Source organism: Pseudomonas sp. GNP013 (assembly GCF_054343995.1).
In genome coordinates this window covers 1241003-1264379 of record NZ_JBTGUT010000001.1, presented here as the reverse complement: position 1 = coordinate 1264379, position 23377 = coordinate 1241003, and the positions used below count along the sequence as shown (strand labels likewise).

Annotated in this window: 19 protein-coding genes; 2 read left to right on the top strand and 17 right to left on the bottom strand. The window is 62.2% G+C overall.

The genetic code is table 11. From position 1 onward, the window contains the following. Positions 1–148: 148 nt before the first annotated feature. The 15 genes from ACXX81_RS05755 to fliS all read right to left on the bottom strand — a co-directional run bounded on the left by ACXX81_RS05755 (position 149) and on the right by fliS (position 15498). On the bottom strand, positions 149–1498 hold the full coding sequence (locus tag ACXX81_RS05755; RefSeq protein ID WP_458571344.1) for a flagellar hook-length control protein FliK: 1350 nt from the start codon (positions 1496–1498) through the stop codon (positions 149–151). Positions 1499–1906: 408 nt separating this feature from the next. Further along, positions 1907–2245 (bottom strand): Hpt domain-containing protein, encoded by a 339-nt coding sequence (locus ACXX81_RS05750; RefSeq protein ID WP_458571343.1) that lies wholly within the window; start codon positions 2243–2245, stop codon positions 1907–1909. Between the two features lie 30 nt (positions 2246–2275). Further along, positions 2276–3994 (bottom strand): ATP-binding SpoIIE family protein phosphatase, encoded by a 1719-nt coding sequence (locus ACXX81_RS05745; RefSeq protein WP_322214148.1) that lies wholly within the window; start codon positions 3992–3994, stop codon positions 2276–2278. Further along, on the bottom strand, positions 3991–4296 hold the full coding sequence (locus ACXX81_RS05740) for an STAS domain-containing protein (RefSeq protein ID WP_209983459.1): 306 nt from the start codon (positions 4294–4296) through the stop codon (positions 3991–3993). Before ACXX81_RS05740 ends, ACXX81_RS05745 begins: the two co-directional genes overlap by 4 nt. A gap of 101 nt (positions 4297–4397) precedes the next feature. Next, positions 4398–4847 carry a flagellar export protein FliJ gene (gene fliJ / locus ACXX81_RS05735; protein WP_209983461.1) on the bottom strand — a complete coding sequence of 150 codons (450 nt, stop codon included), beginning with the start codon at positions 4845–4847 and terminating at the stop codon, positions 4398–4400. A 3-nt stretch (positions 4848–4850) separates the two neighbouring features. Then, complete coding sequence (gene fliI / locus ACXX81_RS05730; RefSeq protein ID WP_209983463.1) at positions 4851–6209, bottom strand: flagellar protein export ATPase FliI; 1359 nt, start codon at positions 6207–6209, stop codon at positions 4851–4853. Beyond that, complete coding sequence (fliH, locus tag ACXX81_RS05725; RefSeq protein WP_209983464.1) at positions 6199–6963, bottom strand: flagellar assembly protein FliH; 765 nt, start codon at positions 6961–6963, stop codon at positions 6199–6201. Before fliH ends, fliI begins: the two co-directional genes overlap by 11 nt. Before the next feature lie 10 nt (positions 6964–6973). Further along, positions 6974–7993, bottom strand: coding sequence for a flagellar motor switch protein FliG (fliG, locus tag ACXX81_RS05720; RefSeq protein ID WP_003230967.1), 1020 nt, complete (start codon positions 7991–7993; stop codon positions 6974–6976). Then, positions 7986–9761: a flagellar basal-body MS-ring/collar protein FliF gene (gene fliF / locus ACXX81_RS05715; protein WP_209983466.1), complete on the bottom strand. Its 1776-nt coding sequence runs from the start codon at positions 9759–9761 to the stop codon at positions 7986–7988. The genes fliG and fliF overlap by 8 nt, the downstream gene beginning before the upstream one ends. A 16-nt stretch (positions 9762–9777) precedes the next feature. Next, a complete protein-coding gene (gene fliE / locus ACXX81_RS05710; RefSeq protein ID WP_003230964.1) occupies positions 9778–10107 on the bottom strand; it encodes a flagellar hook-basal body complex protein FliE in 330 nt (109 codons plus the stop codon). Positions 10108–10425: 318 nt separating this feature from the next. Further along, positions 10426–11802, bottom strand: coding sequence for a sigma-54-dependent transcriptional regulator (locus ACXX81_RS05705; RefSeq protein ID WP_209983469.1), 1377 nt, complete (start codon positions 11800–11802; stop codon positions 10426–10428). A 4-nt stretch (positions 11803–11806) separates the two neighbouring features. Then, the gene (locus ACXX81_RS05700; protein ID WP_209983471.1) at positions 11807–13018 is read right to left on the bottom strand and encodes a sensor histidine kinase; all 1212 of its coding nucleotides are present in this window, start codon (positions 13016–13018) and stop codon (positions 11807–11809) included. A gap of 109 nt (positions 13019–13127) precedes the next feature. Then, positions 13128–14603, bottom strand: a complete 1476-nt coding sequence (locus ACXX81_RS05695; RefSeq protein WP_209983472.1) for a sigma-54 dependent transcriptional regulator — start codon at positions 14601–14603, stop codon at positions 13128–13130. 168 nt (positions 14604–14771) lie between these two features. Next, positions 14772–15068, bottom strand: a complete 297-nt coding sequence (gene fliT, locus ACXX81_RS05690; protein ID WP_003230955.1) for a flagellar protein FliT — start codon at positions 15066–15068, stop codon at positions 14772–14774. A 25-nt stretch (positions 15069–15093) separates the two neighbouring features. Continuing rightward, the gene (fliS, locus tag ACXX81_RS05685) at positions 15094–15498 is read right to left on the bottom strand and encodes a flagellar export chaperone FliS (protein WP_209983475.1); all 405 of its coding nucleotides are present in this window, start codon (positions 15496–15498) and stop codon (positions 15094–15096) included. Positions 15499–15718: 220 nt separating this feature from the next. Between fliS and ACXX81_RS05680 the strand changes: the two genes are divergently transcribed. Further along, the gene (locus ACXX81_RS05680; protein ID WP_209983477.1) at positions 15719–16843 is read left to right on the top strand and encodes a DegT/DnrJ/EryC1/StrS family aminotransferase; all 1125 of its coding nucleotides are present in this window, start codon (positions 15719–15721) and stop codon (positions 16841–16843) included. Positions 16844–16898: 55 nt separating this feature from the next. Next, entirely contained in the window at positions 16899–21221 is a 4323-nt protein-coding gene (locus ACXX81_RS05675) for a glycosyltransferase (protein ID WP_458571342.1), read from the top strand. Between the two features lie 310 nt (positions 21222–21531). Here ACXX81_RS05675 and fliD read toward each other — a convergent pair whose 3' ends face one another. After that, complete coding sequence (gene fliD / locus ACXX81_RS05670; RefSeq protein ID WP_458571341.1) at positions 21532–22932, bottom strand: flagellar filament capping protein FliD; 1401 nt, start codon at positions 22930–22932, stop codon at positions 21532–21534. Between the two features lie 81 nt (positions 22933–23013). Continuing rightward, positions 23014–23364: a flagellar protein FlaG gene (locus ACXX81_RS05665; RefSeq protein ID WP_209983482.1), complete on the bottom strand. Its 351-nt coding sequence runs from the start codon at positions 23362–23364 to the stop codon at positions 23014–23016. Positions 23365–23377 lie beyond the last annotated feature (13 nt).

The window sequence follows — 23377 nt, the reverse complement described above, 5'->3', positions numbered from 1 at the left end:
TTATGCCAGAATTGTCTAGTAGACAGGCACATGGCCTTGTGAGAGGGGGCTTGCTTCCGACAGCGTTGGGTCATTGCCACATACAGTGACTGACACACGGCTATCGGGAGCAAGCCCCCTCCCACATTCAAGCGGCATATGGCCGAAATCAGGCGTAGTAATCGACCGCGCTGGAGCCGATCACGCTGGTCGTTACGGGCGCGACAGCGGCGCTCACGTCAGCCTGCTCAGCCACATCGCCACGGCCACCCCGCCCCCCGCCGCCACTCACGCCGCGCATCTGGCTCTGTTGTTGCTGTTGCTGCTCCTGGCCACGGGACTGGTCGGACACGTTCACATCCACCTGGCCCATGCCCTGCTGGGCGAACATCTCGCGCAGCCGACCGGACTGGCTTTCCAGCGCTTCACGCACCACAGCGTGACCGCTCATGAACGTCACCTGGGCCTGCTGGTCCGGTGTCATGTTGACCTTGATATCCAGGCGCCCGAGCTCGGCCGGTTGCAGCTGGATCTCGGCCGACTTGAGGTTGGCACTGGAGAGGTACATCACGCGGTTGACCACCTCTTCGGTCCAGCCGCTCTGGTGCATCGCCAGCGGTGCGTTGGCTACCGGCGGCAGCGCATTGGCGGTTTTCGGCGTGGCAGCCTGGGTCAGCGCGGCCAGGCGATCGGCGAAGTTATCGACCCGTGTATCGCTGCCGGCGTTTTTCAGGTCCTTGAGGCCGTCATCGATCAGCGCACCGAACGCCTTCTCGCCGCCCTGATGGGTGCTGTCCTTGGCGGCTTGCTGGTCCACCAGAGTGGCCATGCCGGCGGCGAAGGTCTGCGCAGCGGTAGGCTGATCCTGGGTGGTGGTCGGTGCGCCCTTCTGCGGCGCCTGGCTGGTGGCCGACACGTGACCGCCCTGCTCCATCGCCAGGCGCACGGCGGGCATGTCGTCCAGCGGGTCGGCGGCGGGGTCGAAGGCAGGCTTGGCGGCATCGGTTGCCGCGACAGGTGCAGCGACTGCGGGTTGCGTCTTATCAGCCTTGTCGGGCTTGGCGGCAACCGGGGCCGGGGTTTCCGGCGGCACCGGCACAGCCACCACCGGCGTGAGCGTGGCCACCAGCGCCGGGTCGACCACCGGATCGGCCGCTGGCTGTTGTGCCTGGGCCGCGTCGGTGGGTTTGTCGTCGTCGCTGCTGGCGCTGTCGTCGGACTTGGCCGGCGGCGTGGCAGGCAAGGGTTTGCCGCTATCGGCAACCGCCGGCGTGTTGGCGGCAGGTTTGTCGCTGTCGGCAACGGGCTTGGCCGGGCTCTCGGCGGGCTTGTCCCGCGCGGGTTTGGCCGGGCTGGCGTCGGGCTTGGCGACTGGTTTGGGCGCCTGGTTGGCGAACACTTGAGCGAAGCCAGGGCCTTTGTCCCGTGGGTCCGCCGTCACTGAAGGTGAAGGAGCGACGGGCGCTTGAGGCTTGGCCGCAGGGGCAGCCTGAAGGAGGGAGTTGGGGGCGACTGGCATAAGTAGGGTCTCCAACTGCATGGGGGTCGTGGGATGCAGTTGTGGAGATATAGCAAGAGTTGGGCCAGGTTGGTTTGGTTGGGTGCATATCCGTTATTTGGGTGATGACTACGCGATCCCTGGCCCGCCAGCGTGGTTGACGGGCGCCCAGCCAAAGCAAAGCAGATCAAAGCCGTGTGATATCCATCAGACAAATGGAAATCCAAATGTGGGAGGGGGCTTGCTCCCGATGGCTGAGTGTCAGTCAGCTTATGGGTAGCTGACCCACTGCCATCGGGAGCAAGCCCCCTCCCACATTTTGTACAGCGTTCGACAAACCATTCGCGCTCTTGCTTTTGATCTGGGCGCCCCGTCAAACACGCTGGGCCAGGGATGGTCCATCCGCGCCGTAACGCGCGGCCCCCCCAATCACTCCACAAAAACCCGCCGAAGCTCTTCCTCATACATCGCCCGAACCAAAGCAAACTCCCGGTCAATCTGGTCCACCAACGTCCCAAGATCCCCCACCGATGCCATTTCCAACCGCTGACACAACAAGGCCAACCGCACCGCCCCCAGATTCCCGCTGCTCCCCTTGAAACTGTGCGCAATCTGCCGCAACGCCTGCGCATCACCACGCGCCATGTGCAACGCCTTCACCCGCTCTTCGGAGTCAAGCAAAAAGGTATCCAGCAAGCGCGGATACTCCCCCTCCATCACCTCCTGCAAACCCGCCAGCACCTGCGGGTCCATATGAACATCAACCACTTGCTCGCTCCTTGATCAAGAATCGCCGGATTATGCCAGAGCCTCCCAGCAAAACTCCACGCAGACACTGCGCCCGCCATCAGACCAGCCTACAGCGCTGCACAATTGGCGCACCAGGCTGAGCCCCCGGCCAGACAGACGGTCGATATCCAGCGGCCGCGCCAGTACCTGCTCCACGTCAAACCCCTGGCCACTGTCTTCGACGCGCAAACTCAGGGTACCGCCGGTGTCGGTGGGCACCACCTGCACATGCACACGCACAAACCCGCTGTCCAGTTGTGTCAGTCGCTCGTTGCGCAGGCGGTAATACTGCGCAAACCCCTCGGCATCGCGCTTTAGCCGCGAGTCCAGCCCCAGCACGCCGTGTTCCAGGGCATTGGAATACAGCTCGGCCATCACGCTGTAAAGCGCCCCGCTCTGCTCACGCAGGCCGTGGATTTCCAGCAGCAATTGCAGCAGATAGGGCAACGGGTTGTAGCGTTTGAGGGTGTCGGCGCGAAACTCAAAGGTCACCGACCAGTCCAGCGGGCAAGACTGGCCGCTGTCGGCGTACAAAGGACCGGTTGCGCGCAGCGACTGCCCGGCCTGCAGGGTGATTTCCACCATGCTGATGTCATCGCGCACCTGGCCGCGAAACGCTGCCAGCGCCTGCTCGATGTCTTCAAACAGGCGGTCTGGCTCGCGATTGGCGGCAAACACCTGCAGCAAGCGCTCGGCGCCAAATAATTGTTCGTTGGCATCGGCGGTGTCGAGCACGCCGTCGGACAGTAAAAACACGCGGTCACCCAGGGCCATCGGCCAGACTTCGGTGCGGTCGTCAAACTGCTCCGCCGACAGCACGCCCAAGGGTAAATGGCGTGACATCAACGGCGTGCGCTTGCCCGTGGCGACCTCGTGCACATAGCCCTCGGGCATGCCGCCATTCCACACCTCCACCGCACGCCGCTGGGTGCTCAGGCACAGCAGCGTGGCGCAGCAGAACATGTCCGCTGGCAGGATGCGCTTGAGCTTGGCGTTCATCTCGCGCAGGGTCTGGGCCAGGCCGTAGCCCTTGGCGGTCATGCCATAGAACACTTCCGCCAGCGGCATGGCGCCCACCGCCGCCGGCAGGCCATGACCGGTGAAGTCGCCGAGCAGCACATGCATGTCACCCGACGGCGTGTAGGCCGCCAGCAGCAGGTCGCCGTTGAACAATGCATAGGGCGATTGCAGATAGCGAATGTTCGGCGCCGCGTTGATGCAGCCGGAATGGGCCACCTTGTCGAACACCGCCTTGGCCACCCGCTGCTCGTGCAACAGGTACTCATGGTGTTTGGCGATCAGGTCGCGCTGCTGCAACACCGTGGCCTGCAGGCGACGCAGGCGGTCCATGGCGTTGATCTTGGCCGCGAGGATCACCGGGTTATAGGGTTTGGCCAAAAAGTCATCGCCGCCAGCGTCCAGGCATTTGGCCAGGGCTTCGCTTTCGCGCAGGGAGGTGAGGAAAATCAGCGGCACCAGCGCTTCGCCCGCCAGTTGCTTGATCCGCCGCGCAGCCTCGAACCCATCCATCACCGGCATCAGCGCGTCCATCAACACCAGGTGCGGGCGTTCACGGGTAAACACCTGCACCGCTTCAGCACCATTGGTGGCGGTGAGCACCTGATGGCCCTGACGACGCACGATGGTCGACAGCAACAGCAGGTCGGCGGCGCTGTCTTCGGCGATCAGAATCGTCAGCGCCTCAAGGACAGGGGCCTGGACACTCATTCGATATCGAACAGTTTGTCGAAGTTGGAGATGGCGAGGATCTTGCGCACGTCCGAACTGCTGTTGATCACACGGATATAGGCCTTGTCGCCCCCCGCATGGTCGCGCAGCAGCAGAAGCATGCCCAGCGCCGAGCTGTCCATGTAGGTGGTTTCCTTCAAGTCCACCACGACCGTCTCGGGCTTGGGGTAAACGCCTTCATAGACGTTGCGAAAATCCTGGTGGCTGCTGAAATCGAAGCGGCCCTTGATCGCAATCGTCAACGTCTTCCCATCCATGGATACTTTTTTTTCGACCGACATTTAACTGCTTCCTTGTCATGGGTAAATGTGACACAGGTTTAGCAGTTGAATGGAATCCGAGCAACACAGCAAATCAATCGCGGGAGGGGTTTGTCCCCTATTTAGAACGGGGATTGGCGGGGAAGACGTTGCGACAGCTCATCGAGCAGCTTCTGCTCACGCTTGTCTTCCAGCGCGCGCGCTTCGTCGATGTAGCGCTGCACCAGTTTGCGCAGACCCTCGACCCGGGCATAGGCGGCTTGCCAACTTTCACGCGCCTTGTCGAGGTTGTTCTGGTGCCAGGCCAGGCTCTGGCGTTGCTGACCGACGGCGGTTTCCAGCTGGTTGAGAAAGCCCTGGTAACCCATCAGCCACTGGCCGGACACGCCCTTGCTGCCACGGTCGATCCACTGCTGCTGGTACTCGCTGCGAAAGCGTTCAAGGTCGCCCAGCTTGCTTTCGGCCAGGCGCACCTGGCCCTGGAAATAACCCAGGCGCTGCACCGCGGCTTTTTCGGCCTTTTCGGCCATCTCCACCACCGGCGCAAGGCGTGCAGAACGCGAATTGGCCATGGCTTAACCGCCTGGCGCCGGGGCGAAGATCGACTGCAAGTGAGCCTCGCTTTCGCCCATGCTGATGTTGTCGTTGAGGCCCTGGCGCAGGTAGGTCACCAGTTGCGGTTGCAGGGCAATCGCCAGGTCGGTCTCGCGATCGCCACCGGCCACGTAGGCACCCACGCTGATCAGGTCGCGGCTCTGTTGATAGCGCGACCACAGTTGCTTGAATTGCTGGGCGCGGGCCATGTGCTCCGGCGTTACCACCGATGGCATCACCCGGCTGATGGAGGCTTCGATATCGATGGCCGGGTAGTGCCCTTCCTCGGCCAGGCGCCGGGACAGCACGATGTGGCCGTCGAGCACGCCCCGCGCCGAGTCGGCAATCGGGTCCTGCTGGTCATCGCCTTCGGACAAAACCGTGTAGAACGCCGTGATCGAGCCGCCGCCCGCCTCGGCATTACCGGCGCGCTCCACCAGCTTGGGCAACTTGGCGAATACGGACGGCGGGTAACCCTTGGTCGCCGGCGGCTCGCCGATGGCCAGGGCAATTTCCCGCTGGGCCTGGGCAAAACGTGTGAGCGAGTCCATCAGCAACAGGACATTCTTGCCCTTGTCGCGAAAATATTCGGCGATGCGCGTGCAGTACATGGCGGCGCGCAAGCGCATCAGCGGCGCATCGTCGGCCGGCGATGCGACCACCACCGAGCGCTTGAGGCCTTCCGGGCCCAGGCTGTGCTCGATGAACTCCTTGACCTCGCGGCCACGCTCGCCGATCAGCCCCACCACGATGATGTCGGCCTCGGTAAAGCGCGTCATCATGCCCAGCAGCACCGATTTACCCACCCCGGTACCGGCGAACAGGCCCAGACGCTGGCCGCGCCCGACCGTCAATAAACCGTTGATGCTGCGAATGCCCACGTCGAGCGGCTGGCTGATGGGGTTGCGATTGAGCGGGTTGATCGTGGGGCCGTCCATCGGCACCCAGTCTTCGGCCTTCATGCCACCCTTGCCGTCGAGCGCACGGCCGGCGCCGTCAAGCACGCGGCCGAGCATGCTCATGCCCATGGGCAGGCGGCCGGTGTCGGCCAGCGGCACCACGCGGGCGCCGGGGGCGATGCCTGCAACGCTGCCGACCGGCATCAGGAACACCTTGCTGCCGGAGAAGCCCATCACTTCGGCTTCGACCTGCACCGGGTGGTAGCTGTCGTCGTTGATCACCAGGCACCGGCTGCCCATGGCGGCGCGCAGGCCCTCGGCTTCGAGGGTCAGGCCGACCATGCGCAGCAGGCGCCCTTCAAGAATCGGCTGGCCGGGCAGCTGCGTGGCCTCGGCGTAACCGCCCAGGCGCTTGGCGAAGCTGGTACGGTCAAGGCGCATCCGGGCGGTCCAGGTCGATGCTGATATCGGGTTCGCCCGGGTTCATGGCCTGTTCGTGCTGCTGGTCGAGCAACTTGGCCATGATCTGGCTGATGCGGGTTTCCACCGTGGCATCGATGCGGCTGTGTTCGGTCTCGACCCGGCAGCCGCCGGGCTGCAGCGCGGCGTCCTCGACGATGCGCCAGGTTTCTTCATGGCGCTCGCGCAAGGCTTTGACCTGCTCGAAATCCTGCGGATTGATGTACAGCCGCACATTGCCGACACCCAGGGGCAGCAATTTGAGCGCTTCGCGCATCACGCCTTCGATCTGGCTGGAGTCCAGCACCAGTTCGCGCTGGATCACCTGGCGCGTGATGTGCTGCACCAGTGCGACCATGGATTTTTCGATCTGCGCGTCCTGCCCGGCAATCGGCTCGAACAGCCCGTTCATCAGGCGTTCCAGGCTGGCGAGCTGGACGCCCAGCGCCACCTCGGCCTCCTGGCGCACCTTGAGGGTGGTGCTGCGAAAACCGTCCTTTTCGCCTGCCGCGAAGCCTTCGTTGTAAGCCTCCTGGCGGATGGCTTCCAACTCTTCGAGGGTCAGCGGCTGGACTTCGTCCAAGGGCACTTCTTCCATCTCCGCCGGGGTTTCCACCACCGGTGCGGGTTCGGGCTCGGGCACATGCGGGTCGAAGCTGGGCAACGACCAGATGTCGAACCCGCCCACGTCCCGCGCGCGAATCAGGTCGCTGGGCGTTTCATCTTTGCTCGACATGGACAGCGCCTTAGATCATTTCTTCGCCGCCCTTCCCACCGAGAACGATTTCTCCGGCTTCGGCCATACGGCGGGCAATCGTGAGGATTTCCTTCTGCGCAGTTTCGACGTCGCTGACGCGTACCGGACCCTTGGCTTCGAGGTCGTCGCGCAGCAGTTCGGACGCGCGCTTGGACATGTTCTTGAAGATCTTCTCCTTGACGTTCTCGTCGGAGCCTTTGAGCGCCAGCACCAGCACATCCGAAGACACCTCACGCAGCAACGCCTGGATGCCACGGTCGTCAACATCGGAGAGGTTGTTGAACACGAACATCAGGTCTTCGATCTGGCCGGACAGGGTGTCGTCGATCTCGCGGATCGAGTCCATCAACTGGCCTTCGACCGAGCTGTCGAGGAAGTTCATGATATCGGCCGCGCGCTTGATGCCGCCCAGGGTGGTGCGCGAGGCATTCGAATTGCCGGAGAACTGCTTCTCCAGAATCGTGTTGAGTTCTTTCAGGGCCGCCGGCTGCACAGTGTTCAGCGACGACACGCGCAGGATGATGTCCAGGCGCACTTTATGGTCGAAGTGGCCGAGCACTTCACCGGCCTGGTCCGGGTCCAGGTACGCGACGACGATGGCCTGGATCTGTGGGTGTTCGTAGCGGATCACGTCGGCCACCGCGCGCGGTTCCATCCACTTGAGGCTGTCCAGGCCGCTGGTGTTGCCGCCCAGCAGGATGCGGTCGATCAGGCCGTTGGCCTTGTCTTCGCCGAGCGCCGAGGTGAGCATCTTGCGGATGTAGCTGTCGGAGCCGACGCCCAGGCTGGTCTGGTCGCCGACAATCTCGACGAACTCGCTCATCACCTGTTCGACTTGCTCACGGTGCACATTGCGCATCTGCGCCATGGCCACGCCCACGCGCTGGACCTCTTTGGGCCCCATGTGACGCAGCACCTGGGCGGCGTCGGTTTCGCCCAGCGACAGCAGCAGCACGGCGGCTTTGTCGACTCGGGAGAGCTTGGCAACAGCGGCTCGATTATCACTCATCTGCGTTGATCCACTCTTTCACGACCTGGGCCACACGGCCCGGGTCTTCTGCTACCAGACTCTTGATTGCGTTCAGCTGAGCGTCATAGCCTTCGCTCGGGCTGGGCAACAGGATGCTTTGCGGGCCGCCGAGGCTGACGCGGTCGTTGGCCAGTTCGCCGTCCAGGCCGCCCATGCCACCCAACTCGACGTCGCCACCGGCCAGGGCCAGTTGTTTCTTGCCGTTGCCGGTGATGTTGTTGAGCACCGGACGCAGCACACCGAACACCAGCACCAGGATGAACAACACCCCCAGCACTTGCTTGACGATGTCCCAGAACCACGGCTGAGTGTAGAACGCCGCTTCAGCGATGACTTCGCCACGCTCGGCGGAGAACGGCATGTTGATCACGCTGACGCTGTCGCCACGGCTGGCGTCGAAACCAACGGCATCCTGTACCAGGCGGGTGAAGCGCGCCAATTCATCGGCGGTCCACGGCGCACGGGTCACGGCACCGTCGGCAGCGTTGACCTTGACCTGGTCATCGACCACTACCGACACCGACAGGCGATTGATGCGGCCCTGCTGCTGCTTGGTGTGGCTGATGGAACGGTCGAGTTCGAAGTTCTTGGTGGACTGGTTACGCTTGTCCGCCGGGTACGGCGCGAGCATCGGCTGGCCGGTGGCCGGGTCCATGATCTGCTGGCCGTTGGCGTCAAGCAGCGGCTGCCCGGCGGCAATGGCGCCAGCGGTGGCGGCGGCGCCACCGGTGGTTTGCGGGGCGGTGGCCGGGGTCGGTGGCTGGTTGCTCAGGGCACCCGGCACACCTTGCGGGCCGCTGCTGGCGGTACGTTGCTCGCTGGTCGATTGCTCGCTGCGCAGCGCTGGCTGGTCCGGGTTGAACTGCTCGGACGTCGACTCGACAGCGCTGAAGTCCACGTCGGCGGAGACTTCGGCCTTGTAGCGGTCGTTGCCCAACACCGGTTGCAGGATGTTGTGCACCCGCTGGGTGAGCATGCTTTCCATGCGGCGGCTGTAGTCGAACTGCTTGCCGGCCTGGGTCAGCGCGGAGTTTTCGGCCATGTCCGACAGCAGGTTGCCCTTCTGGTCGACCACGGTGATTTGCGACTTGCTCAGTTCGGGAACGCTGGTGGCCACCAGGTTGATGATCGCCAGTACCTGGCCAGGCTCGAGGGAGCGGCCGGAAAACAGCTCAACCAGTACCGAGGCGCTGGGCTTGCGCTCGTCACGCACGAACACCGAGCTTTTCGGAATCGCCAGGTGCACACGGGCGCCCTTGACGTTGTTGAGGCTGGAGATGGTGCGCGCCAGTTCGCCTTCAAGGCCACGACGGTAGCGCGTGGCTTCCATGAACTGGCTGGTGCCCAGGCCCTGGTCCTTGTCGAGGATTTCGAAACCGATGTTGCTGTCGGACGGCGTCACGCCGGCGGCGGCCAGCTTCATGCGGGCACGGGCCACGTCATCGGCCTTGACCAGCAAGGCGCCGGAGTTGGGTTCTACGGTGTAGGCGATGTCGGCGGCGGCGAGGGTTTCCATGATCTGCTTGGAATCCATGCCCGCCAGGCTGCCGTACAGCGGACGGTAATCGGGCTGCTGCGACCACAGCACCACGGCAAAGCCAATCGCCACGCTCGCCGCCAGGCCGACCATCAGGCCGACCTGACGCAGCATAGTCATTTCCGAGAGGTTTTCCAGGAACGACAGGCCAAACAGCGGCGGCTTGCCACCTGCTTTGGCGGGTACGTTGTCGGTGACTGCTTCTGCCATGACTTAACTCTCGCCCTTAAACCGGCATCTGCATGATGTCTTGGTAAGCCTGAACCACTTTGTTACGCACTTGGGTCAAGGCTTGAAAGGAAACGCTGGCCTTTTGCGAAGCGACCATCACATCAGTGAGGTCCACGCCGCTTTTGCCGATTTCGAATGCGGTGGCCAACTGGCTGGAGGCTTGCTGGGTGTCGCTGACCTTGTTGATGGCCTGACCGAGCATGTCGGCAAAATTGCTTTGGCCCAGTTCCGGCACGGGTGCGACGGATTTCGGCCGGGCCATGGCATCCATTTGCATGGAGCGCATATCCAACATCAACCGATTGAACTCAATACCCTGGCTCATGACCTTCTCTCTCCGACAACCCGCAAATTTTTGACACTACGCAGCAGTTATCAGGGGTAGGTGCAACAAGGGTGCCAGCTCTGGAGCAACTCGTAAGAAAAGGCGACAAAGGCGGTCGGACTATATTTCACCCAGTCATTGACGAGGACGACTCCTGTGGCGAGCGGGCTTGCCCCGCGTTGGGGTGCGAAGCGCCCCCCATCGAGCAAAACGCGGTGTACCTGATACGGCTCAGCGCCTGGCTTTGGGGCTGCTGCGCAGCCCAACGCAGGGCAAGCCTGCTCGCCACGGGGCTGAGCAAACCGGTGCAGGGTTGAGTCAGGTGGCGAAGAGGTAGGCTTCGACGTCCATGCCGGCGTCGCGCATCTGCGCCAGCTTGTAGCGCAGGGTGCGCGGGCTGATACCGAGGCGCTCGGCGGCCTCTTTGCGGCGGCCGCGCTCGGCACGCAGGGTGTCGATGATCATCTGGAATTCACGGCGACGCAGGTCGTCACCCAGCGCGCCCGCCGATTCGGCTTCGGCGACCACGGGCGCGGGCGCCAGGCTCGGCAACGGCGCCGCGCCCGTGCCAGTGGCCAGGCAGAAATCCTGCGGCTGGATCAAGCCGCCCTGCTGCAGGATCAACGCACGCTGGATTGCGTTGTCCAGTTCGCGCACATTACCCGGCCACGGGTAGCCGATCAGACACGCCTGGGCCTCGGCCGACAGCCGCGCCTGGGCGTGCTTCATTTTTTTGACGTGGTTGCGCAACAGGCGCTCGGCCAGCGGGATGATGTCCGCCGGGCGTTCGCGCAACGGGCGCCAAGCCAGAGGGAATACCGACAGCCGGTAGAACAGGTCTTCACGAAAGCGCCCCGCCGCCACTTCACCCGCCAGGTCGCGGTTGGTGGTGGCGACCACGCGAATATCCAGCTGAATCGGCTTGCGCGCGCCCACCCGCTCCACTTCACGCTCCTGCAATACCCGCAGCAGCTTGGCTTGCAGGCCCAGAGGCATTTCCGAGATTTCATCGAGCAGGATGGTGCCGCCGTCTGCCTGCTCGAACTTGCCAGCCTGGGCCGCGATGGCACCGGTGAACGAGCCCTTTTCGTGGCCGAACAGGGTGGCTTCGAGCATGTTGTCGGGGATCGCGGCGCAATTGATCGCGATAAACGGTTGTTTGGCGCGGCTCGATTGCTGGTGGATATAGCGCGCCAGCACTTCCTTACCGGTGCCGGACTCGCCCGAGATGAGCACGGTGGAGTCGCTGCGCGCTACACGGGCGGCCAGTTCCAACAACTGGGCACTGGCCGGCTCGAAGGCAATCGGGCCCTCGCCGTCGGGATTGGAAATAACGCCAAGGGCGTGCCGGGCAACCAGTTCGATCAGCGCCTTGGGCTCGAACGGCTTGACCAGATAATCTGCCGCGCCCTGGCGCATGGCGTCCACCGCACGCTCGACGGCGCCGTGGGCGGTCATCAGCAGCACCGGCAATTGCGGGTGGCGCGCGCGCAGCAGGCCGAGCAACTGGTGACCGTCCATGCCGGGCATGTTCACGTCGCTGACCACCAGACTGAAAGCCTCCTGTTCCACGGCCGCCAAGGCTTCTTCGGCGGAACCGACCGCGCAGTAGTCATGGCCCGCCAGCAGCAGCGTGTCAGCCAATGCCTCACGCAGGGCGCGATCGTCTTCCACCAACAAAACCTTGATAGACATATCCTTACTCCGCGCCTGCCGCACTGGTAAACAGCGGCAGGGTCATCAATGCACAGGTGCCACGCCCCAACCGGGAGTGCAGCAGCAATTCTCCCTGATGGGCACGCGCCACTGCCTTGACCACGGTCAGGCCCAGGCCCGTTCCGTTGGTCTTGGTAGTAAAAAAGGGTTCGCCCAGGCGTTGCAGCACCCGCGGGTCGATGCCGCTGCCGCTGTCGCTGATGCACAGGCGCAGGGTTTGCTCGCGGCTGTACAAGTGAATCTTCAGGCGTGCGCCGGGGCCGCTGGCCTGGGTGGCATTTTCGATCAGGTTGAGCAGCGCGCCCACCAGGGTGTCGCGGTTGCACAGCAGCTCACCGAGATGGCTGTCGCACTGCCAGCGCACTTGCACGTCCTGAATATGAGTGGCAGCGGCGGCCTGCAGCGCCTGCATCAGCGCCGCCGGGGTGACGCGGTCGGTCAAAGGCAACTCGCCACGGGCAAACACCAGCATGTCACGCACCTGATGCTCCAGCTCATGCAGGCGCTCTTTGAGGCGTCCGGCAAAGCGCTGATGGGTGGCGGCGGGCAATTGCTCGTCAGTCAAATGACTGGCGTAGATCAGCGCGGCCGACAGCGGTGTGCGGATCTGATGCGCCAGAGAAGCGACCATCCGGCCCAGCGATGACAACCGTTCGTGGCGTGCCAGTTGGTCCTGCAGGTGCCGGGTTTCCGTCAGGTCGTTGAGCAGCACCAACTGACCGGGCTCGGCGTCCAGGGAACGGGTGGCAATGGACAGGCGGCGCCCGTCCTTGAGGGAAATTTCATGGCCGTCGTCTTCACGGGGGGCAAAGCAGCGGGTGATGACTTCACGCCACAGTTCGCCTTCGAGCGGCAGGCCGAGCATGTCGCAGGCGGCCGGGTTGGCCTCGCGCACGCGGCCTTGGTCGTCGATCACGATGACGCCACCCGGCAACAGCGACAGCAGGTTTTGCAGACGGTTGGCCAAACGCTCTTTCTCGGCCAGCTCTTGCATACGCTGGGCACTGACCACCGCCAACTCGCCCTTGAGCTCGGAAACCCGGGCTTCCAGCAGGCTGTAGGAGTCGGTCAGTTGGCTCGACATCTGGTTGAACTGCGAGAACGCCTGCTCAAGACCCTGGCGGATCGGCGACTCTACAGGCGGAACCAGCCCCTGGATGGCAGGGGCCGAAGATAGCTGGGCGGCGTGGGGCATGATGCTCTCTCGCTGGCTGACCGTCAGTTAAACGGAACGTTGCGAGAGCTGTAGCAATACCCGTGCCTAAAAAAATAGACTTATTTTTCAGTCAGTTGAAAAACAGGCGTCAATCATCCGGCTGTTCATCACCTTCACGACGGCTCATTCCGTACTTGCGCATCTTCTCCACCAGCGTGGTTCGACGGATGCGCAGGCGTTCGGCGGCGCGGGCGACGATGCCGTTGGCATCGTCCAGGGCCTGCTGAATAAGGCCTTGCTCCAGATTGCCGAGGTAGTCCTTCAGGTCCAGGCCTTCGGGCGGCAGCATGGCAGTGGACGCGAAGTCTGGCGTATGGCCATTGATGGCCACTCGCTCTTCCAGGTCACTGCGCAGGCTGTCGACCATCTGCTCGTCTTCGTCGTCGACGTAGCGGAATTTTTTCGGCAGCTCGACCACGCCGATCACGCCATAGGGATGCATGATCGCCATGCGCTCCACCAGGTTGGCCAGCTCGCGGACGTTGCCCGGCCAGCCGTGACGGCACAAGGACATGATCGCGGCGGAGTTGAAGCGGATCGAGCCGCGCTTTTCGTGTTCCATGCGCGAGATCAATTCGTTCATCAGCAACGGGATGTCTTCCACGCGCTCGCGCAGCGGAGCCATCTCGATGGGGAATACGTTGAGGCGGTAGTACAGGTCTTCGCGGAAGCTGCCGACCTCGATCATGCTTTCGAGGTTTTTGTGGGTGGCGGCAATGATGCGCACATCAACGCTCTGGGTCTTGTTGCTGCCCACACGTTCGAAGGTGCGTTCCTGCAACACGCGCAACAGCTTGACCTGCATCGGCAGCGGCATGTCGCCGATTTCGTCGAGGAACAGGGTGCCGCCGTTGGCCAGTTCGAAGCGCCCGGCACGGCTGGTGATGGCGCCGGTGAAGGCGCCCTTCTCGTGGCCGAACAGTTCGCTTTCAAGCAGCTCTGCCGGGATCGCCCCGCAATTGACCGGCACAAAGGGCCCGTCGCGACGCTTGGAGTGATAGTGCAGGTTACGCGCGACCACTTCCTTGCCGGTGCCGGACTCGCCGAGGATCAGCACGCTGGCGTCGGTGTCGGCCACTTGCTGCATCATCTGGCGCACGTGCTGGATCGCACGGCTGGTGCCGACCAGGCTGCGGAACAGGTTGGGCTCGCGGTGACGGCCGCGCTCGCGGGCCTGGTCGTACATCTCGCGATAGACCTGGGCACGGTGCAGGGAGTCGAGCAATTTGCTGTAGCTGGGCGGCATTTCCAGTGTGGACAACACGCGGCGGCGTTGGTCTTCGGGCAACTCGACCGAAGAAATATCGCCCATCAGCAACACCGGAAGGAACTCATCCCAGGTCGACAGTGTCTTTAACAAGCCCAAAACTGCGCCAGGAGCGTTTACCGTCCCGATCAGCACACAGATGACTTCACGGCTCGATGACAATGAGCTGACCGCCTGCTGCCAATCATGGCTGCCGCAGGGCAGATTTTCTTCGCCAAGAAAATTCAAAATCACCGCCAGGTCGCGGCGGCGAACGCTATCGTCATCAATGAGCAGAATTTTGGTTTCACGCCACATGCAATAGCAACTTCCCTAGTAAAACTTCCTGCCCCAGTGTGAGAGCAATCAAGACGTCCGTAGGACTCATTACCTTGTAGACGTCTGAAATCTGAAAACAACACTAGTTAAGTCAAAAAAACCTGCGCAGTCAAATTTATGACGCGCATTAGGGTTAACCGACTCTGTTCAACCAAACAGATGGTAGACCTTTGACGCGTTTTTCGCCTGGTTGATCTGCGACATCTCTTCGAAAATCGCCTGTCTCTCCCCCGTCGTCACCTCGAGCAATTGCTGGTACACCGCCAGCAGACTTTCCAGCTTTTCACGCAACGCATCCTCGTTGACCGGTGCTTCGCTGAGCACCTGATCGATCACATCGCGGCAGCCCAGGTCGAGTTCGCCGATGGCCTCCCAGTTACGGTCCGCCAGCGCGCCCACCAGCGCCTCACGGGTTTCATCAATGCGTTGCAGTGCATGGCTCATGACGTATTCCTCGAGGCCGTTGGCCTTACTGTGCGGCGCCTTGTGGGGTAGCGATACCATCCCAGCCTTGCTTGACGGTAATCATCAAGCGCGCAACCTCGTCGATCATCTCGGGGTCGTTATGCAGGTTGGCTTCCATCAGACGGTTGGTCATGTAGGCATACAGACTTTCCAGTTGCTGGACATACGCCGGGTTTTCGCTCTTTTCAGCGTCCAGACCGTCGCGCAGGCCGATGATGATATCCACCGCCTTGCCGAGCATCAGGCCCTTTTGCGCAATGTCACCACGCGCCAGCGCCCCCTTGGCCTGAGCCATGCGGTCAAGCCCACCCTCCATCAGCATCTGCACCAGACGGTGCGGACTGGCTTCAGAGATCTGAGCATGGGAATTGACCTTCTGGTATTGGCGAAGGGCTCTCATGGGATTCATGGTTCTACCTCGTAACAGGCGACAGCGGAAAGATTTCAGTAACGTTTATGTCGACTCGATTACCCATAACTTTAATCCCGCGGTTATCAAAAAAGCCAATGCACGCAGCATTGGCTTTTTGCGTGGTGCCGCAAGGGCGCCACAAATCCGCTTGGTACAGTTCCTGCTTTGCCCATTTCCAATCGTAGGAAACGATATTTAATTGACAGTCGCGGGCACCATGAAAAATATCATCAAGTTGTTAGTGCCAGAGATGCCGAAGGTCGAGCAGATTCTTCCGTACTGGCAGCAGATCGATGAAAATCGCTGGTACACCAATTTCGGCCCGCTGGTCTGCGAACTCGAAGAGCGGCTGTCGCGCTCATTCAGTCGCGAGCCGACGAAGGTGCATGTAGTGTCCATGGCCAATGGCACCTGCGCGCTGCAAATCGCTCTGGAAGCGTTGAGGCTGCGCAAGGCTGGCCGAGTGCTCGTGCCGGGGCTGACCTTCGTCGCCACGGCCACCGCCATCATCCGTGCGGGACTTACGCCGCTGATCAGCGATGTGGACTCGGACAACTGGTTGCTGACGCCCGCCATAGCACGCGCAGCACTGGCTCAAACGCCTTTTGACGCAGTGATGCCGGTCGCGACGTATGGTTGCCCTCAGGACGTCGCCGGCTGGGACCTGTTCACCGCCGAAACCGGCATCCCGGTGGTGGTGGACGCCGCAGGCGCCTGGGGCAATCAACAGGTCGGCCTGACCACCAAGGTTGCCTTCAGCCTGCACGCCACCAAGGCGCTGGGCGGCGGCGAAGGCGGTTTTGTCGCCGCTCGCCACCACGCTTATGGCCAGAGCATGCGCGCACTCAGCAACTTCGGCATCGATGCCCAGAGTGGCGGCCTGGTGTTCGATGCGGGCGAGAACGGCAAGATGAGCGAATACCACGCCGCCGTTGCGCTGGCCGCGCTGGACAACTGGCCGACCGTCGCCGAAACACGGCGCAACCTGCATCAGCGCTATGCCGCCCGCCTGCTGGAGCGGATTCCCGCACTGAAACTTCAAGTCAAACCCGCCGAAGGCGTGTACAGCCTGATGCTCGTGTTACTGCCGCCGGGCGTTCGCGGCGTGGACATTCAACTGCGCCTGCTCGGCGAAGACATCGAAACCCGTCGCTGGTACTGCCCTCCCCTGCACGGCCACCCGGCCTTCCAGGCGTGCGCAGCCGGCCCGCTGCCGCAGGTCGACCTATTGACCGAACGCCTGCTGGGTTTGCCCTTTCATCTTTCATTGACCGATGCGGACATCGAACGAGTGATCGACTGCCTGGCAGACCTGCTCACCGATCAAGCGGCAGCGACATGACCGCGCGCGCAGACATCCGGTTCAACCTTCGCCCCTTGTTCAAACTGGTGTGAGCATGACAACTACTCCTTCAGCCACACACGTGCCGCTGGTCAGCATTGCGATACCGGCCTACAGCCCTCGATTCTTCGAGGCGGCATTGAGCAGTGCGCTGAATCAGCGCTACACCAATATCGAAGTGGTGATCACCGATGATTGTCGCGACGACGGCGTTCGCCTGATTACCGAACGCCTGGCTGCACAGTCGGCTGTGCCGGTGCGCTACCTGCACAACGAACAGCAGTTGGGCGGCATGCTCAACCTCAACCGCTGCATGCAGGAGTCCCAGGGCGAATACATCAAGTTTCTCAACGACGATGACGTGCTGCTGCCCGACTGCGTTTCACGCATGGCGGCGGTACTCCAGGCGCGTGGTGACATCGCGCTGGTCACTTCGCGACGCACGATAATCGATGCCCAGGGTGACGCGCAGCCGGATATCCTCGAAACGTGCGGCGTGTTCAGCGAAGACACCTGCCTGCACGGCGAAGACATTATTTCGCTGCTCTGCGACTGGCCGGTGAATTTCATCGGCGAACCCAGCACCGTGATGTTTCGCCGCGCGCAGTTGAGCGACAAACTGCCGCACATCTGTGCCCTTGGCGGTGTGGTGATCCGCGCCATCAACGACCTGGCGATGTTTGTGAACCTGCTGCAGCACGGTCACCTGGCGTTTCTGCATGAGCCGCTGTCGCTGTTTCGTCGGCACGCCGACCAGCGTCAGAATCAGCCCGACATGCAAGCGCTGTTCAAGCAGAGCCGTGCCGACTTCGTCGAGCAGATTCGTGCGCTGGGATTGTATCGCCCGCAGTTCCTGCTGCAGGTGCGTCGCCGCTCCCTGTTCAGCCCTCAGGCATTCACGCCGTTTGCACTGCGCAATGCTTACGTTGCCCCCAATGCCGAAGCTACTGCATCGGCGGGCAGTGCCGAAACGTGCGAATTGCTGGAGGTACACCGGCCCACTCTGGAGGACAGCGAGCCCCCCGTGGCCGTGGTGATCCATGCCTTTCACCCGGATTTGCTGCCAGACATCCTGCAGCGCCTGATTCAACTGCATGAGCGTCTGCATCTATACGTCACCTGTATGGCAGGGCGCGAAAATGAAGTACGCGGCCATTTGGCGGCAGTAGGCCTGGGTTATTCACTGTTCCGGGTGCCCAACCATGGGCGCGACGTCCTGCCGTTTTTGAGCGTACTGCCGTATTTACGCGCCGATAATATCCACACCCTTGTCAAGCTGCACACCAAGCGTTCGATCCACCTGGGTGTCGCCAATTCATGGGCCAGTGACCTGTTCGATGACCTGCTCGGGCCAGTGCGCTTTCGCCAGTCGGTGGAGTACCTGGCCAACCCGACGCACCATCCGCTGCTGGGCACGGAGCACTATCGCCAGGCAGTGGTCACCAACCTGTCTGAAAACAACCGCTTCCATCTGCTCGCCCTGGCCGAGCGTGCCGGCATTGACCCACAGCACATCAACGAGGCGGATTTTTTTGGCGGCACCATGTTCTTCATGCGCCTGGAGGCACTGGCCCCACTGGAGCGCATGCACCTGATGCCTGCCGACTTTGAAACCGAGGCCGGCCAGCTTGACGGCACCCTTGCCCACGCGTTTGAACGTTTTTTCGGCGTGCTGGGACATCTCGGCAAACAGCAGCGCAATGTCCACCTGTATCAGCGCTGGCTGGCAACCCGGCAACTGGCCGCCAGCGAATTCGAAGGCTTGCCGGCGCGACTGGCAAGCTGGCCGCAGCAACCGGGCGTATTGCTGGTGGTGACCGATACCAGCGGTGACATCGCCGCCTTGCGCGCCACCCTGGACAGCATCGACCGCCAGCTCTACCAGGCGGCAGCCATCGCCGTACTGTCCAATGTCGAGCCCGCCGGGATAAACCCGGCCGACAATCTGGTGTGGCTGCCGCTGGCAGAGTCCTGGCCGAGCCAGCTCAATGAACTGCTGCAAGGCATCCAGGCCGACTGGTACTACCTGCTGCGCGGCGGCGACCAGCTCGACCCCCATGCCCTGCTGCTGCTGGCCGAGGGGATCGCGCTGAATCCCGGCATCCGTGCCTGTTACAGCGACGAGGATTCGATCACCGCCTCGGGCTGCCAGGACCCGGTCTTCAAGCCGGACCTCAACCTCGACCTGTTGCGCAGTTACCCGTATGTGGGCCGCACCCTGGCGTTCAGCCGCGACGCCGCCTTGCAGGCCGATGGCTTCGACCCTGCCTTCACGGAACTTGCGCCCCAAGACCTGCTCTTGCGGCTGATCGAGGCTCACGGGCTGGGCTGCGTCGGCCATATCGCCGAAGTGCTGGTGCACCAGGCTATCAACTTCGGCCATTGGCTGTGTGAAGCCCAGGTTATCGCCCACTCCGCTGCGGTCGTCGAGGCGCACCTGCAGCGCCTGGGCGTGGCGCACGAATTGCGCACCGGCCCCCTGCCGATGGTGCACCGCGTGGTCTATCAGCACCCCGCAAAACCGTTGGTGTCGATCATCATCCCCACCAAAGACCAACTGCCTATGCTGATGCGCTGCATAGAAAGCCTGATGGAGAACACCCGCTATACCTATTACGAACTGCTCATCGTCGACAACAACAGCCAAACCGCCGAAGCCCGCGAATGGTTCGCCGGCATGGAGCACCTGAACGATGCCAAGGTGCGCATCCTGCGCTACCCACACCCGTTCAACTATTCGGCCATCAACAACTTCGCCGCCAGTCGCGCCCGTGGCGAGTACCTGGTGCTGCTCAACAACGACACCGCCGTCATCAACGGCGATTGGCTGGACGCCCTGCTCCATCACGCCCAGCGACCGGAAGTCGGCATTGTCGGCGCCAAACTGCTGTTCCCCAACGGCGCGGTGCAGCACGCAGGCGTGGTCCTTGGCTTGCGCGGCGTGGCCGATCACGGCTTCATCGACAGCCCGATGCTGTCCAACGGCTACCTGCACCGCCTGCAGATCGATCAGAACTACAGCGCCGTAACCGCCGCCTGCCTGATGATCCGCACCGAGCTGTATCGCCAGGTGGGCGGGATGGACGAGGCCGGCCTGGGGGTTTCCTACAACGATGTGGACCTGTGCCTGAAAGTCGGCCAGGCCGGGCAACTGGTGGTCTGGACGCCTTACTCGATACTGATGCATGAAGCCAATGTGAGTCAGAACAAGGTCGACAAGACCAGCCAGGACGCCAAACGCGAGCGCTTCAAGCGCGAACAGTCGGTGATGTATCAGCGCTGGCTGCCGCAGTTGGCGAACGACCCTGCCTACAATCGCAACCTGACCCTGGAAGGCGGCGGCTTCGCTTACGAATGCAACAGCGATGTGGCCTGGCGGCCATTCGCCAGCCGCACGCTGCCTTATGCTCTGTGCTATCCCGGCGACTCCTTCGGCAGCGGGCATTATCGAGTGCGTCAGCCCTTCGCTGCCTTGCAGGCCGCCAGACTGATCGACGGTGAAGTGAGCGATTTGCTGCTGCAACCGGTAGAACTGGAGCGCCTGGCGCCGGACACGATCATCTTCCAGCGCCAGTTCACCAAAACCCAACTGGAAGTCATCCAGAATGCCCGTTCGCTGTCCAAAGCCTTCAAGGTGTACGAGCTGGACGACTACATCCTGGATGTGCCCAAGGGCAACCTGACCCGCTCGCTGTTTCCCAAAGACACCGCCAAGCGCCTGAAAAAGGCCGTTGCCCTGTGCGATCGACTGGTGGTGTCGACCCAACCGCTGGCCAATGCGCTCAAAGGCTACAACGCCGACATTCGCGTGATGGAGAACCGCCTGCCCGCCCAGTGGTGGAGCGGGCTGACGAGCCTGCGCCAGCAGGGGCGCAAGCCTCGGGTGGGCTGGGCCGGTGGTTCGAGCCACGGCGCCGACCTGCTAGTGATTGCCGAGGTGGTTCGCGAACTGGCCGGCGAGGTGGAATGGGTGTTCATGGGCATGTGCCCACCGGCCCTGCGCCCCTACGTCCATGAGTTTCACGGTGGCGTGAACATCGACCAATACCCGGCACGCCTGGCAGCCCTGAACCTGGACCTGGCGCTGGCGCCGCTGGAAGACAATTTTTTCAACGCCTGCAAAAGCAACCTGCGGCTGCTGGAATACGGCGCCTGCGCCCTGCCGGTGATCTGTTCGGACATCCTGTGTTATCGCGGTGATCTTCCGGTGACGCGGGTCAAGAACCGCTCCAGTGACTGGATTGCCGCCATTCGCGAACACCTGGCCGAACCGGACGCCAGCGCCGCAGCCGGCGACGCCCTGCACAGCGTGATACTGGACAAGTGGATGCTCAGGGAAGACAACCTGCTGGCATGGCGAGAGGCGTGGCTGCCCTGACGTGTGCATGAGGAACGCTTAAACCCCAGCAGTGGAGCTTTTATGTGGCGAGCGGGCTTGCCCTAATGCCGTTCAGTTTAAGCGCAGACTCCCTGTGGCGAGCAGGCTTGTCCTGCGTTGGGCTGCGCAGCAGCCCCAAAGCCAGGCGCTGAGCCGTATCAGGTACACCGCGTTTTGCTCGATGGGGGGCGCTTCGCACCCCAACGCGGGGCAAGCCCGCTCGCCACAACACGCCTGCTCGCCACAGGGAGTCTGCGCACGCATAAAAAAGCCCAGGTCAACGACCCGGGCTTTTTGCCAATCAGTCAAATCAGTTGTTTTTCTGGTTGTTCAGCGCGTTGAGCGTACCCAACACGTTGTTGCTCTGCTGGCGCAACTGGGCCACCAGGGAGTCCATCGCCGCGTACTTGTTGGTCAACGTGGTCTGGTAGGCATCGATCCGCTGGTCGAGTGCAGACTGTTGCTTGGCCAGGTCCTTGAGGCTATCGGACAACGAGGTGGAACGCGTCGCCAGGATACCGGTGGTCGGTTTGGCGTAGGAGTCGGTCGCCGTGGTCAAGCGCGCCAGCAAGCCGTCCTTGCCCGTGAAGATGCTGCTGAGGTCCGCAGCATTGGTCTTCATCGCGTTGTCCCACTGCTTGTCGTCGATCGACAGCAGGCCGGTGGTCTGGTCGGTTTCGACGCCGAACTGGGCCAGGGATCTCAATGCACCGTTGCCCGACATCGTGTTGAACTCGTTGCGAATCGCCGATTGCAGCGTGCGCATGGTCGAGTCACCGGTCAATGTCGCCGCCACGGGGTCGCCCGCCGCACTTTTGGTCACCGCCGTTTCTGCGGTCATCGCCTTGAGCAGCGCGTTGTAGGTGTCGACGAAGCCCTTGACGCCGGATTTGAGTGCGGTGGTGCTGGTACTGACGGAGATGGTCAGGGCCGTACGCACAGGATTATCACTCTTGTCTCCCGCAGTCGCCAGCGGCGACACCGTCAGCAACTTGATGCTGACACCACTCACCGCCTCGGTAATGTTGTTGGTCTTCGATTCGGCGGCAATGCCATCAATGGTGTACTTGGCATTCTGCGGCGGATTGACCACGGTGTAGCCGGTGTCGACACCCGAGTTGCCGGACATGGTCAAGTCCGTGCCCACACCGCCATTGGTCGAGGTGAGGATCAACCGTGAACCATTGGAGTCGGTGAGGATGTTGGCACTCAGGCCCGCAGTGCCGAACTGCGAGTTGATCGAGTCACGTACCTGCTGCAGGGTCGCGCCGGGCGCCACACTAACGTCAAAGTTCTTGCCTGACTGCGAAATGGTCAGCGTGGTCGCCGTGTTGCCCTTGTTGATCACGCTCGATGCGCCACCGGCAAAGTTGGCGCTGCTCAGCTTCGAAGGCTGGGCCAGCTGCGACACCACCAGCGAAAACGAGCCGTTGGAAGCGCCCGCGCCTGCGGTCATGGTGGCAACTTTTTCGTCCGAGGACGTACCGACCAGGCCACTGAAGCTGTTGTCGGTCCCCTGGGTCTTTAGCGCACCACGGAACGCGTCCAAGGCTGCCTGAATCTTTCCGATGGACGAAAGTTGAGTGGTCGCTTTCTGCGATTGCGTGTTGATCTGAAGCTGTTTCGGTGCTTTTTCAGCATTTACCAGCGACGTAATGATCGAGCTGGTATCGATACCAGAACCCACACCACTAACTGTTGTACTCGCCATCATCGTGCTCCTAATTCGGTAGTTGCCGTTTTCTTGACGAGCAACCCATCAAGACATCACCGCAACAAGTTTCATGCCAGCTCAGACCTTTTCGTCGAACAGCACGTGGCTGGCATTTGCCAGGTTTTGCGCCAACTTCAAGGCTGTTTCCGAGGGAATCTGGCGAATCACCTCGCCACTGTCGGTGGCGATGACCTTGACCACAACCCGGTGGGTTGAATCGTCAATCGAAAAATCCAGTTTGCGCTGGGCCGCTTGTACGAATTCACGAATATCGGTAACCGCTTGTTCCAGGTCAGCCCGTTCCGGCTTGCCGGCGATCGGCGCGATGGCCTCGACCTTGCTCTTGTCCTTGTCCGCAACGAGTGCGGTCGGTGCGCTTTGAGGTGCAACCGGTGGATAAGACGAGGCTAGCTTTACACTCATGTCCATGTCCAATCTCCTC